The sequence below is a fragment of the Phosphitispora sp. TUW77 genome (assembly GCF_048453025.1).
Lineage (GTDB): Bacteria > Bacillota > Thermincolia > Thermincolales > UBA2595 > Phosphitispora.
In genome coordinates, this window is sequence record NZ_CP156677.1 from 2,620,541 (window position 1) to 2,633,215 (window position 12,675).

Genomic DNA, 12,675 nt, shown 5'->3' on the forward strand with positions numbered 1-12,675 from the left:
CAATCCTTTTGTACGTAGGGTTTTAAGTTACCGGCGGTAATATGTAATGACTTTACTAACAGCTTCAATAACATCAGTTTCATCCTGTGGGGTCATTTTAGGAAACAGTGGTAAAGTAATCATTTCTGAGTAAAGCTCTTCAGCCCTGGGGCAAAGCCCCCCGGGATGTCCCAAACCCTTGTAATATGGGTGCAGGTAAACAGGAATATAATGAACATTAACTCCGATGTTTTCAGCTTTAAGCGCTTCAAAAACCTGTCTCCTGCCAACCCTCAGGCAGCCGGTATTTAACTTAATAACAAACAAATGCCATGCAGATTCCCTGTCATCATGGTTTACCTGTAAAGAAATCTCCGGGATATCACTAAATGCTTCAATATATCTGGCAGCTATTTCACGCCGGCGCTGCAAAAACCGGTCAACCTTGGTCAATTGACTCAATCCCAGGGCAGCCTGTATGTCAGTCAGCCTGTAATTGTACCCCAGATTCTGCATTTCATAATACCAGTCCCCTTCGTCCCGCAGCAGACTCTTTCTTTCCCTGCTAATCCCATGGCTCCTAAACTCTAACAGCCTGTGATATAAGCCAGTATCATCTGTTGTTACCATCCCGCCCTCACCTGTGGTAATATGCTTTACCGGATGAAAACTAAAAATTGTCATGTGACTTAGCCCGCCGATTGTTTGGCCCCGGTATACTGCCCCCAGAGCATGAGCAGCATCTTCAATAACTGTCAGGCTGTTTTTGCGGGCAATTTCATTAATCTCATCCAGGTCAGCCGGTAATCCGGTATAATGTACCGGAATAATCGCTTTGGTCCGGTTGCTCAGCTTGACCTTTATTGCATCAGGATTAATATTCCAGTCAGATTCTTTTATGTCTGCAAATACCGGCTTCCCTCCCTGGTACAGGATACAGTTTGCTGATGCGGCAAAAGTAATGGGTGATGTAATCACCTCATCCCCTGGACCTATTCCCGCGGCAAAAGCAGCAGCATGCAGGGCAGCCGTTCCATTGGCAACCGCTACAGCATACCTGGCGCCAACATAGTTGGCAAACTCTTTCTCAAATTTATCAATTTGGGGTCCGGTCGTTAGGAAATCGCTTTTTAAAACCCCGACTACACTTTGGATATCATCTTCATCAATCCATTGCTGTCCATAAGGCAGCATTTCCCTGCGAACCGGAATGCCACCTTCAACTGCCGGCAAATTAACCATTATTTCGCACCTATTTCTATATATTATAGTTAATCCATATCATTTTTTTACTTATCCATATCATTTTTACTTATCCATTCAGTGGTGGTTCTAATGCCTTCTTCCAATGAAACCGCCGGTTCCCAGCCCAGCAGGTTGTTTGCCTTTGTATAATTGCACAACAGCCTGGGGATTTCACTCTGGGGATGGATATGTGGGACATGCCTGATTTTCTCATTATCATTACAAATCAGCAATGCCAAGTCATTAACCGAAATATCCCTGCCCAGCCCGGCATTTATAATTTGACCATTTACCCGGTCAGAGTAACCGGCTTCTATAACAAACCTGGCACAATCCTCAACATACAGCAAGTCCCTGGTCTGGGTTCCGTCACCATAAATATTTAAAGTTTCCCCTCTGAGGTTCTTTTTAATAAATATACTGACAACCCCCCCTTCACCGGAACTTTTCTGAAACGGCCCATAAGTATTAAAAGGCCTGACAACAACTGTCGGCAATTCATAAGTATGGTAATACGATAAAACCATGTTTTCTCCTGCTATTTTAGATCCGGCATAAGGTGATGCCGGTTTTGTCCTCCAGGTCTCATCAATCCCGGTATCGATCATAGCCCTGTCATAAACCATACAGGTACTCATGAACACCATTTTAGTGTTATGCTTCCGGCACTCCTCAAGAACATTAAAGGTCCCTGTCACATCATTGGCAAATGTGGTCTCCGGGTCATCTATACTGTCCTGAACATTAATACTGGCTGCCAGGTGATAACAGATGTCATACTTATTAGTAAACACATCCCGAATAATCTGCTTATCCTTAATATCAGCATATATAAATTCCTTTAAATTTTTGCGGCTGGTAAGTTCTGCGATGTTTTCCAGTTTTCCATTAGCAAGGTTGTCCAGCACCCAGACATCATGTCCCTCTTCCAGCAGCCGTTTCACAACCCATCTTCCAATAAATCCTGCACCACCAGTTACCAAAACCTTCATTTTAATTTACCGCCTTTCTGATTCCCGCTTCAGCCTTCTGTTTACGACGTTCCAGCAACTCCTCTTTATATAAAAGCTGCCTTAACTGTGCTTTGTTTAAAGGAGCGACCTCATCTGACCGGTAGGTTTTGACTTCTGCCTGCTGGGCTCCCTTATAGGTATAGTGTTTCAACTCATAACTTGGCGGTATAGCAAACATATTGGGAAACTCCATAGCAAACCTGGCTTCTTCAGTTGTCATAAGTTCTTCATACATTTTTTCACCAGGACGCAGCCCAATTGTTTCCACCGGTATTTCATGAGGCCGGAAACCACATAAGGGGGCAAACTCTTCAACCATTATTTCTGCCAGGTCCCCAAGACGAATTACAGGCATTTTGAGGACAAAGATCTCGCCCCCTTTAGCCCTCCTGGCAGCTTCCAGAGTAAGCATTACGGCTTGGCTAAGTGACATCATAAACCGTGTCATTTCAGGCAAAGTTACCGTAAGCGGCCCACCTGCCTGAATTTGTTTCTTAAACAGAGGGATTACCGATCCTCTGGAACCCATTACATTCCCAAACCTTACAGCAGCAAAAACAGTATTAGAAGTCCCTTTATAATAATCAGCGGCAGATATAAGCCGTTCAGCCACAAGCTTTGTGGCCCCCATCGTGTTTGTCGGGCTGATAGCCTTGTCACTGCTGGTATAGATTACCTTACTCACCCGGTTTGTAAGAGCAGCTTCGATAACATTCTGGGTCCCAATAATGTTTGTCTTAACTCCCTCAAACGGGTTATACTCACAGGAGGGAACATGCTTTAATGCTGCGGCATGGAATACAATATCAATGTCTTCCATGGCCCGCATTACCCTGTCCCTGTCCCGTATGTCCCCTAAAAGGTAACGTGTGTTTTTGTGTTTGTTCAGGTCAAACTGAAGGTCAAACTGTTTTGCCTCATCCCTGCTGAAGACCCGTACCACCTTGGGTTCATATTTTAGAATTTCACTAATAAGGGCTCTCCCCAAGGTTCCGGTTCCGCCCGTTATCAGTATCTTCCTGCCCTGAATCAAGTCTTTCATTGCCCCCACTCCTTTTGGTCCCCAATCTTTTGCATCCCTTCAGCAGCCTTATCAACGATAGTTCCGGCCAGTTCAGCCGTTTCCCGGATGCCTTCATATAGTTCCATTGAACACGATGCAATCCGCATTCCCTTTTCAACCTGATTTTCCTCTTTGTTTGGAGATTTTATTTTATGCCTTGTTTTAAGAATTAATTTCTGGAACATCAGGACAAACAATTCCGTTGATTCTTTAAGTTCACTTATCTGCTTGTCAATCTTCTCCAATTCCCTGAGGACCTTATTTAAAGCCCGTGTATCAGATAATCCCTTATCATAATAATCCATTAGTTTGCGAGAATATGTGATACCTTTGCCTGCGGCCTTTTCAAGCTTGCTTAACTGGCTTCTCAGGTTCTTGATTTTATCGCCAATCACTTCCAGCCTGTTTTTGTCCGGAGGTACATACTCCCTGATTACCTGTGCAATTTCTTCAGCAGCGTTCACCTGTTGACTGCAATACCTGCTGATGGCCTCCTTCAGGGTCATAATATCTGTACCCGGTATTTTTGCCCCTCCTTCAGTGGCATCAATCACCCGGTGAGTGTCCTTAGATTCATAAATTTTTATTTCAAACCACCTAATAAAGGTGGCCATAACCCTGTCAGTGAGGACCATGTTCCCATCAACACCCTCAACTTCAATAATTTCCCGGCCCTCAAAATCCTCCACCGTCCTATGGTCATATGCCGTCCCTTTGGCATGAGCCATATTGTTCGTATATGCTAAATCCTGACCAATTAATATAATAGGGCTGCAGCCCAGTTTCCTGCCCAGGTCAAAAGCCACACAAGCCACTGAAGGTCCCATTTCATAAAGGCCTTTCTCCTCCTGGAATGTTTTTTCAGCCCAGTTCAGCTGGTTTTCCTGACAGCTCCCAACTAATTTAGGCCCCGGATATGTTCCGGGTATTTCGGGATATATTGCCATATCGAAAACTAAAGGGATATTGCATATACCTATATCTTTAAAATGCTTAAAGTTTGCCTGCCCACCATCAACAGAAATGACCAAATCAGGTTCAATATTGGCCTGAAGCAGGGGTTTTAAAGATGTACCGACACCTATAATAACACTTTTGCCTTTGGCTTCATGTAAAAGGTGGATGTTTTTATTCAGTGAAGGCCCGGCTGAAACTATAATTGCTGACTTACCGGAAAATTTCCCGTAAAGCCTGGCAACACCAGGGCTCATTATTATCTGGTTCATATTAATAAAAAAATTTCTTAACCATGTTTCCGAAAAATGCAGTATGGTGTTCATTTCTATAATAAGGTTGCTTACTGCATTGGTGAGCTTCTTTTTATACTCATCATAAGAATCTTTGAAAATTCTGGTCACCGGATGGTATTCCAGAAAATTTACCTTCCTGAGGTTGTTAAATCCGATAACCTCCCCCAGAAATCCTTCCAGTACTAGATGTTCCCGCCCGGTAATGAAAAAGATACCCTTATGTTTCAACAATTTTTCCATACCTTTGGGATTTGCCTCTATGGCCTTTACAATAAACTCATGATATGCTTCCACAATCACAATTTTACATGTATCAGGGATCGTATTTACTAATTCCACTACATGGTACCCTAAACCAAAACCAAATATAAAATAAACCTCATCCGGAACGGGGACGATTTTCCCTGCCCACTGACCCGCTTCCTTTATTGGGTCATAGGCGCTATGGACAAAAATTTCCTTATCATCAAGCAACAGCTTTAGAGTAGGCACTCCTGACTTTGATGTTAACTGTTCCAGGTTTATGCTGTTTTGATTAATGTTAATACCTTCCGGGTTAAGACACTTGGCTTTAAATAATTTCCACTGCTCTGCCGCCATCATTGATTTTATCCCTCTCTTATGATTAGTTCAAAATCATCGTTTCGTTGTGGCAATTCTCCTATTATTTTAAGAAATTGCACCACTTTAGTCCCTCTGATAACAGCTCCCTCAAGAGCAGTATTAAAAAATGTTTTCTGTTCCTCACGGCTGATTCGTTCTTCAATCCATTTACGGTATATATCAAGGGCCCTTGATGTAGACAATATTTTTCCATTGTTCCCCATTACCTGACGCAGGAGCATGCCCTGTTCCATGATAACTTTCCCATGCACATAGGAGGTTGTATGCAGCTGCCCTCCAGGGAAGCCCAAGTCCTGACCCACAAAAATCACCGGATTAGTTCCCATTTTGATAACTATATCCAACATAGTGGTAGCAACTGAGCCGCCGGTTTCAACTGTAGCCTCATCACCGATGCCTAATTTCTCAGCTGCAGAGCTGTCATTTGGTACAGCCAAAATCTTAGGACCGGGGTAAGCTCGCAATACTTCAGGATGAACTGTCGGGAAAATTATCAGAGGCACATCTGTTCTCAAGCCGGCAACCTGTACTTTTACATGTTCCTGTGGGTCGGTAAGAACTGCCAGGTGAGGTTTAATATCCTGTTCCAAAAGGGTTTTTAATACTACCCCTACTGATACAATCATTCCCTTATTTTCATTGCGGAATCTTTTCAAATCCGGAATTGCCGCATCCAGTGACGGCCCTGCAGCAACCAACACAACAGGAACATTATCAAACCTGTTAAACAGGCGTGAAATACCAGGAAGGCCCCGGCACATCCCGGTATTATCCCTTAGGTTTTCTTCCATTTGCACACTGAAACGGCTGTAAGTTGCCCTTTTCACTTCCCAATCTTCCAAAACTGCCCTGAAATCATTTGCTGAAACGGGAAGCAATTCCAGTGAAGGACGGTGTACCACCAGTTTAATTCCTTCATTACCGCAATCGCCCAGGACTAATGCCAGTCTGCCGGACAGCGGACTTACATCATCTTCTACAATTGTAGTAACCCTCGAATCTGTAACAATATCCTCTAAATTGCTAATTTTTTTTAGACACTCAAATACCTGGTAGCCTATCTGAAATATATAAACCCGTCCGTTTTTACCTACTCTATCAAGTATTTCGGCAATGTGGTACCCTAGTCCGGCACCATAGACAACCACTATATCTCCTGGTCCAATTTCATAGTTGTTTATCAACAGACCTGCTTCTTTGACCGGGTCATACTTGCTGTGAAGATATATTTTCCTTGACCCGTTATCAACTCTAGCTGTATTTAATCCGGAACGGGCCTTTTCAGGAATAATCTGCAACTACATCATTCCTTTTCCGCAATTATATTCAACGCATTTTGTATTAAAGGCATAAGTTCATCTATAAATGGCGCCAATTCATATTCCAGTAAATCTGCTATCAAAATATAGTCCCTGTTTTGCCATGCTTCCAGCATGTCCTCCAACTTTTTACTATAATCTATTGCAGAAGACCTGAACGAGTCTTGTAACGAATTATTTTCAAAGAAAAGAACAGCACTTGAAAGTATCTGGCCCAACCACTCCATACCGGGAACAGCTTCCTGGAATTTGGAGATAGCTTCACCTTCCCGCCCTTCCTGGAAAAAAGCCGCAATCTCTGTTAAGCCCCTTTGAAGCAACGGCAAATAAGTAACTGCTGTTTCCAGGCCTTCTGTAAGCACCTGTTCCGGGGTTGCTACCAGCAAGTCTATGTCTTCAATATCATTTAAACCGGCCAACTGTGAAAGGTCTAAATTACTGGCTATACCATTAACCTTAGCTTCCATAACAACCAGGTTCTTCTCTTTAAGAGCGCTTTGTAACTGTAATATAATTTCACTTTGACTCATATCTTTTTCAAACAATATTTCCCGGTCATTAACAGTAACCTTCAAAATCAATCCTCCCTCTCCCTGTTCAAAAAATATCCGCCGCCCGGACCCCGGCGCACCTGGACCAAGCCGCCGTCACAAAGAAATTTCCCCTGTTCCCTCACATAGGAAGGGGTTACATTTAAGGCTTTGCTGATTTGTGCAGAAGATACCGGGTTTGCATAAGAAGCGTCGGCCCGCCTGAGGATTCCCATAATTTCCTGTTGTATGTACGTTAATTGCATTTTTGACTCCCCACCTTTGTTGACACTACCCTGCTTATCCAGTCTTGAGTAGACATATAATTTCAAAAAAACAGGCAATATCATTGCCCTTTTCCTATTCGGAATATAAACTCATTAATTGACTTGACAGATAGCTTGCCTGATTTTGCAGATTTGAAAGAGCTGTTTCCATAGCTGTAAACTGCGCATAAAGGCTCTGCTCTCTCTTAGCCAGCCTTTCTTCATAATCTGCAATCTTATCTGCAAGGTCACTGATAACTGCTGATTCATACTCAATCCGGGCCTGGATTACGCCTGCCTTAACCGTTACCCCGCCAATCGTTTTGGTTGATGTGCTGGTCAGGTAATCCAACTGAGACTCAAGCCTGGTAATTACACCTTGTTCATCTGATGAAATCTCACCATCACCATCCAGGTCTTCATCATTGACAAAAAGCTTGGCAACATCTTCCGGGTTGGCTTCCAAGGCAGCCCTTAACTCGGTTTCATCGATTTCCAGTTTGCCTGATTTACCATAATCAGAACTTGTAGTCATAATCCCAATCTGGGACAGATTGGTGTAAACGGTTAATCCTTCAATATTAGAAGATATATTTTGCCTGAGTTCACTCTTGGTACTTGACAGAATAGAGTTTCCCCTGAGCAACCCTCTGCTCTTCATGGCATCACTCTCAGCACCCTTGACAACCTCTTCTGATAATCTCGTACTCAGCAGCTCAATCGTGGAATTATACTGCTCCACCCAGCTTTTGATAGAATTAACCATTGCATCAACATCTTTTTCAACCATAAGGGTCCCGGAAACACCTTCTTGCTTAAGGCTCAGGGTAACCCCGCTAATTACATCTGTAAGTCCTGAATTGCTTGACCTAGTCACAGCAATTCCATTAACAGTAAATACCGCATCTGCGGCAGCCTGTGATTCATCTTGGATGGTTTTGGCATCAGTCAGAATGCCAAGGCTCTCCAAAATCTCATCACTTCCGGTTGAGCCGGCTGTATTAACTGTATCAGTCAATACAAGCTGGTTGGCGGAACCTGTCTCTTTATGCTGCAAAACAAGAGTGTTATTTACTATGGTGGCTGAAACATCCAGGCTTTTGGTCGGGTCGGCATCATCTTTTGCCTCATTAATCCTTGACATAATAGTTGATAACGTATCAGTTGCATAAACCTCAATAGTTGAACTATAGGTACCGTCTCCAATTGTAAATGTCCCACTGAGATTGAGGGCCTCGGCAGACTGAGTTGTCCCATTGACCCGCTGGGCCTTTGCTATAGTGGTAATATCTATGGCATATGTACCGTCGGCAGCAGATGACCCGGCAGCGGCAGTAAAATAAGTGTCATCTGAAGAGGTGGCTTTTTTCGTAAGCAAATCCTCAGATGTTGCTATCGCTTCACCTTTAGTCTTTAAAGAAAGCAGGCTTGAATTAATTTCATTCCAAAGCGATTTACGCAGTTCATAGGTATGCTGCCTGGTTTCCATTAGATTGATCGGCTGACGCTCTACTGCCATAAGTTGGGAAATAATATTATCTGTATCTAAACCAGAGATTAATCCACTAACATTCATGCTCATAACAACTTCACCTCCTAGCGCCTCTCATCTATAAGCAATCCCACAAACTGGTCAATCCTGGCGACCATATCCAGAAATTTTTCCGGCGGGATCTCTTTAACAACATCCCCGGTTTCTGTATTAACCACCTGTACAATCCAGCGTTTCGTTTCCTCATGTATCTCAAAATGAAATGTCCGGTCAAATATCCGGGTCATTTCATTAAGTTTCTCCATCGCTTCCTGCAAAACTACTTGTTCATCTGCTTCCCTGTCCTTTTGAAGCAATACCTTAGGGTCAGCCTCTTTCTCTTTACTAACCTGCCTGTTCCGGGATTGTACATAATCAGGCTTGACGTCACTGACAATGTCGGTGTTTTGGACCTTGGAACCGGTATTTACCGTATTTGAGTTTCCTTCCAATGGCTTAACTTTCATTCCTATACACCACCCTTAACTAAAAAAACAAAACAGCCGGCCGGCAAAAGCCAGCCGGCTGTATGTTGCCAGTAGTTAGCCTAACAATTGCAGTACGCCCTGGGGAGCCGTGTTAGCTTGAGCAAGCATAGCTGTACCGGCTTGAACCAGAATCTGGTTCTTGGTAAACTTAACCATTTCAGCAGCCATGTCAACATCACGGATACGTGATTCAGCAGCCGAGAGGTTTTCTGCAGAAGTCTGCAGGTTAGCAATAGTATGCTCCAGCCTGTTTTGCAGGGTACCGAGGCTGGAACGCTCATCAGATACTGTATTGATAGCATCATCAACAGCATCGACCAAGGCACTTACACCTGCCTGCTGGGTTGCTGCATCAATAACAGCAGCAGTCAGACTTAATCCTACGGAAGCAGTCATGTCATTGATATCAACATCAATAGTCTGATCAGCATTGGCCCCAATCTGGAATACCTTGCCTGAGAAACCGCCTGTCATCAGTTTCTGGGTGTTAAACTCAGTCTGTTCGGCAATTCTGGTAATCTCGGCCTTCAGTTTGTTGAGCTCATCAACAATTTTCTCACGATCTGCAGTAATGTTGGTATCATTACCGGCCTGAACAGCTAACTCCCGCATCCTTTGGAGCATTGAATGGGTCTCATTAAGAGCACCTTCAGCAGTCTGGATCAATGAAATGCCATCCTGGGCATTACGCTGAGCCTGGTTTAAACCATTGATCTGTCCCCTCATTTTTTCGGAGATTGCCAGACCTGCAGCATCATCACCAGCCCGGTTAATCCTCAAACCTGAAGCTAACTTCTCCAATGATTTGGTAAGGTTGCTGTTAGTTGCCTGCAGTTTGTTCTGGGCGAATAAAGCATTAATGTTGTTGTTGATTCTCATATTATCATCCTCCTTGAATATTTACGGAGCATCCATGCTCCTCATTTTGGAAAATTATCATCTCCTTACATCTGGCGACATCGGCCGCTGCCACCGAAAAATACGAAAATGATATCTTGCCAGTAATAATATCGGTTATACAAAAAAAACCTTAATGCCCATTTTAGGGCAATAAAGGCTTGTTTTTGCCATATTTATTTATTAATCATAAAAATTCTTTGGTTTTGACGTTATTTATTGCTATTTCTTGTCATTATCTGTCGTTTTTAAGCATTTTATTTACCGGCATGTTCTGCACCTGAATTTCCAGGTTATCCTTTGGTATTTGTGACACAACTGCTGCCGTCATGTTTTCAGCCTTAATTTCATCAAAAATCTCTTTCCTCAGGATTTTGACAGTCCTGGGAGCGCTTATTCCGAGCCTAACCTGGTCCCCTTTGATTTCAACAACTGTTATTTCTATATTGTCATCAATTATAATGCTTTGCCCTGATTTTCTTGTTAATGCTAACATACCGTCGCCCTCCTTGGCATTTTTTCTTTATTTTTTTTGAAATAAATAAAGCTTGACCGGGTAGGCCTCATTATTCAAAACAACCTGTTTACCCTTCATTTTGTGCATATTGATAACTAACGGTGCCTTAATATTTGCAGTCATTTCCCTGGGGTTTTCCGGAATTACCAGTATTACCAAAACAGCAACATCTTCCGTTTTGGCAACCTCCAGTTCCTTAATGTCATTCTGGGAAAGCTCAAACTGGTAGTCCGGGAAAAACACAAACGGCTCCATTACCACAAAAGCCAATTCAGGATTTTCCAGGGACTGCAGCCATTTATAAGGTGATTTATCATCATGGTCCAGAAGGACATATTTTGTATAATCTTCAAATCCCAGTAAACCACCACCCATTGTGATTATGTCTTGTTCCTCAATACTCAGGTCCCCAAAACGCCTGGTTTTGACAATCATTCCTCTTATCACCTCTGTAAAATCACTTAATTAGACTAAAGCTTTTAAATAACAAGGTCCATAATGCTTCCCGAAGTCTCAATCTTAATAAAAGGGGTTTGCCGCAGGTAAAATCTTATATTGCCAGGGACGAACTGAATTTCGGGGAATCTTGGTGTAACATCATACTGCACATCCCCTTGTTTTACATTTAAATCCAACCCCCCCGCCGCAGTTATTTCAGGGGCTGATCGTGGAATCAACCCTATATTGAACTGGGCCTTATCAAAGGATTTTGCCCGTGCTATCCGTCCGATAACCGCAGCGTCATTTCCAATAGACCGGGCCAGAGTATCACCCTCCCCGGCTACCCTTGCAATTCCACTTAAAACAGCAGCTTTGCCTTTCTTCGCATACTCGGTTGCAAAAGGCACAATACCTTTAAGCCCCATTTGTTCAAGAGGGCGCGTCATGTCGATAAATACCCTCGGGGATTGAACAGAAATATCCATCCGAGCAGGAATTATCCTGGTTTGGATATCTGCAGGCCCGATGTTCATACGGAATTGTGATTGAGTTATATCAATCCCTATCTGAGCAAACCTTTGGGTAATTTGTATCTCCATAATGCATCATCTCACTACCTTAGAAAATCCAGCAGGGTTGGCTGAATTATCCGAGCCCCTGCCGCCAGTGCGGTATTATAGGTGTTTTCCTGCATTTTTAACTGAGTAATCACTTCTGCAGTATTAATGTCTTCATTTTCCGACAGCAAAGAGGAAAAGTTCAGGATTGCATCCTCAAGCCGTGAGTTAGTCAGTTCCAGCCTGTTTGTCTTGGCACCAACCTCTGACCTTAATGATAGGATATTGTCTATGGCCTGATCCAGTTCCTCAAGCCTAGTGCCGGACAAAGTAGGTGTATCTCCCGCGGTAATTTCAGTTTCAATATTCGTCAATAATGCGAATACATCTACTGTATTAATAAAGACATCATCCCCGGTAATGTTGATTGGCATGGTAATATTAACTCCTATTTCATAGTTCATGCTGCCGCTATCACCTTCATAAATCCCCGCTTCAAAAGCAGGCTCGGTAGTCCGGAAACCACTGAAAATATACCGCCCGTCATGGGCAGTGTTGCCAATCTGCTCAACCTGTTCCCTTAACTGGGAAATCTCAGCAGCCAAAGCATACCGGGCAGACTGGGACAAGGAATCACTTGCCCCGGCAATAGTCAGTTCCCGCACCCGGTTCAAGACATCACCGGCCTGGCCCAAAGCCGTATCTGTGGTATCAAGCCATGCAGTAGCAGCATCCACATTGCTTTTATATTTTTCGGTTTCCGTTAGGCCCGTATACAATCTAAGGGAAGTGGCCACCCCAATTGGATCATCTGATGGCCTGTTAATTTTCTTCCCAGTTGAGAGCTGTTCCTGAATCCTATTCATGTTTCGGTAATTGGCATTCAGGTTGTTCAAAAAATTGCCGGCCAGCATACCCTGAGTAACGCGCATCAATGACACCCCTTTAAAATCTT

14 protein-coding genes are annotated in these 12,675 nt (G+C 43.3%); all 14 read right to left on the minus strand.

Annotated features, from left to right (window positions below):
* Positions 1–27: 27 nt before the first annotated feature.
* Positions 28–1,221: a UDP-4-amino-4,6-dideoxy-N-acetyl-beta-L-altrosamine transaminase gene (pseC, locus tag ABFY19_RS12690; protein ID WP_418791011.1), complete on the minus strand. Its 1,194-nt coding sequence runs from the start codon at positions 1,219–1,221 to the stop codon at positions 28–30.
* Between the two features lie 47 nt (positions 1,222–1,268).
* The gene (locus tag ABFY19_RS12695) at positions 1,269–2,216 is read right to left on the minus strand and encodes a dTDP-glucose 4,6-dehydratase (RefSeq protein WP_418791012.1); all 948 of its coding nucleotides are present in this window, start codon (positions 2,214–2,216) and stop codon (positions 1,269–1,271) included.
* Position 2,217: 1 nt separating this feature from the next.
* Positions 2,218–3,270, minus strand: a complete 1,053-nt coding sequence (locus ABFY19_RS12700; protein WP_418792608.1) for a UDP-N-acetylglucosamine 4,6-dehydratase family protein — start codon at positions 3,268–3,270, stop codon at positions 2,218–2,220.
* A 5-nt stretch (positions 3,271–3,275) separates the two neighbouring features.
* Positions 3,276–5,153, minus strand: a complete 1,878-nt coding sequence (locus tag ABFY19_RS12705) for a motility associated factor glycosyltransferase family protein (protein WP_418791013.1) — start codon at positions 5,151–5,153, stop codon at positions 3,276–3,278.
* A gap of 5 nt (positions 5,154–5,158) precedes the next feature.
* Complete coding sequence (locus ABFY19_RS12710) at positions 5,159–6,472, minus strand: 6-hydroxymethylpterin diphosphokinase MptE-like protein (RefSeq protein ID WP_418791014.1); 1,314 nt, start codon at positions 6,470–6,472, stop codon at positions 5,159–5,161.
* A gap of 5 nt (positions 6,473–6,477) precedes the next feature.
* Positions 6,478–7,068, minus strand: a complete 591-nt coding sequence (locus tag ABFY19_RS12715; protein ID WP_418791015.1) for a hypothetical protein — start codon at positions 7,066–7,068, stop codon at positions 6,478–6,480.
* A gap of 2 nt (positions 7,069–7,070) precedes the next feature.
* A complete protein-coding gene (locus tag ABFY19_RS12720) occupies positions 7,071–7,289 on the minus strand; it encodes an Rrf2 family transcriptional regulator (protein WP_418791016.1) in 219 nt (72 codons plus the stop codon).
* Positions 7,290–7,383: 94 nt separating this feature from the next.
* The gene (gene fliD / locus ABFY19_RS12725) at positions 7,384–8,871 is read right to left on the minus strand and encodes a flagellar filament capping protein FliD (protein WP_418791017.1); all 1,488 of its coding nucleotides are present in this window, start codon (positions 8,869–8,871) and stop codon (positions 7,384–7,386) included.
* A gap of 14 nt (positions 8,872–8,885) precedes the next feature.
* Positions 8,886–9,287, minus strand: coding sequence for a flagellar protein FlaG (locus tag ABFY19_RS12730; RefSeq protein ID WP_418791018.1), 402 nt, complete (start codon positions 9,285–9,287; stop codon positions 8,886–8,888).
* Between the two features lie 75 nt (positions 9,288–9,362).
* The gene (locus tag ABFY19_RS12735; RefSeq protein WP_418791019.1) at positions 9,363–10,187 is read right to left on the minus strand and encodes a flagellin; all 825 of its coding nucleotides are present in this window, start codon (positions 10,185–10,187) and stop codon (positions 9,363–9,365) included.
* A 253-nt stretch (positions 10,188–10,440) separates the two neighbouring features.
* Complete coding sequence (gene csrA, locus ABFY19_RS12740; protein ID WP_418791020.1) at positions 10,441–10,701, minus strand: carbon storage regulator CsrA; 261 nt, start codon at positions 10,699–10,701, stop codon at positions 10,441–10,443.
* Between the two features lie 27 nt (positions 10,702–10,728).
* A complete protein-coding gene (gene fliW / locus ABFY19_RS12745) occupies positions 10,729–11,157 on the minus strand; it encodes a flagellar assembly protein FliW (protein WP_418791021.1) in 429 nt (142 codons plus the stop codon).
* A gap of 44 nt (positions 11,158–11,201) precedes the next feature.
* Complete coding sequence (locus tag ABFY19_RS12750) at positions 11,202–11,762, minus strand: DUF6470 family protein (RefSeq protein ID WP_418791022.1); 561 nt, start codon at positions 11,760–11,762, stop codon at positions 11,202–11,204.
* A gap of 14 nt (positions 11,763–11,776) precedes the next feature.
* On the minus strand, positions 11,777–12,652 hold the full coding sequence (gene flgL / locus ABFY19_RS12755; protein ID WP_418791023.1) for a flagellar hook-associated protein FlgL: 876 nt from the start codon (positions 12,650–12,652) through the stop codon (positions 11,777–11,779).
* Positions 12,653–12,675 lie beyond the last annotated feature (23 nt).

What these genes read in the sequence shown, in the direction of transcription:
- pseC (WP_418791011.1), bottom strand. Translation starts at nt 1,221, where the DNA reads ATGGTTAATTTGCCGGCAGTTGAAGGTGGCATTCCGGTTCGCAGGGAA.
- ABFY19_RS12695 (WP_418791012.1), bottom strand. Translation starts at nt 2,216, where the DNA reads ATGAAGGTTTTGGTAACTGGTGGTGCAGGATTTATTGGAAGATGGGTT.
- ABFY19_RS12705 (WP_418791013.1), bottom strand. Translation starts at nt 5,153, where the DNA reads ATGATGGCGGCAGAGCAGTGGAAATTATTTAAAGCCAAGTGTCTTAAC.
- ABFY19_RS12720 (WP_418791016.1), bottom strand. Translation starts at nt 7,289, where the DNA reads ATGCAATTAACGTACATACAACAGGAAATTATGGGAATCCTCAGGCGG.
- fliD (WP_418791017.1), bottom strand. Translation starts at nt 8,871, where the DNA reads ATGAGCATGAATGTTAGTGGATTAATCTCTGGTTTAGATACAGATAAT.
- ABFY19_RS12730 (WP_418791018.1), bottom strand. Translation starts at nt 9,287, where the DNA reads ATGAAAGTTAAGCCATTGGAAGGAAACTCAAATACGGTAAATACCGGT.
- ABFY19_RS12735 (WP_418791019.1), bottom strand. Translation starts at nt 10,187, where the DNA reads ATGAGAATCAACAACAACATTAATGCTTTATTCGCCCAGAACAAACTG.
- csrA (WP_418791020.1), bottom strand. Translation starts at nt 10,701, where the DNA reads ATGTTAGCATTAACAAGAAAATCAGGGCAAAGCATTATAATTGATGAC.
- fliW (WP_418791021.1), bottom strand. Translation starts at nt 11,157, where the DNA reads ATGATTGTCAAAACCAGGCGTTTTGGGGACCTGAGTATTGAGGAACAA.
- ABFY19_RS12750 (WP_418791022.1), bottom strand. Translation starts at nt 11,762, where the DNA reads ATGGAGATACAAATTACCCAAAGGTTTGCTCAGATAGGGATTGATATA.
- flgL (WP_418791023.1), bottom strand. Translation starts at nt 12,652, where the DNA reads ATGCGCGTTACTCAGGGTATGCTGGCCGGCAATTTTTTGAACAACCTG.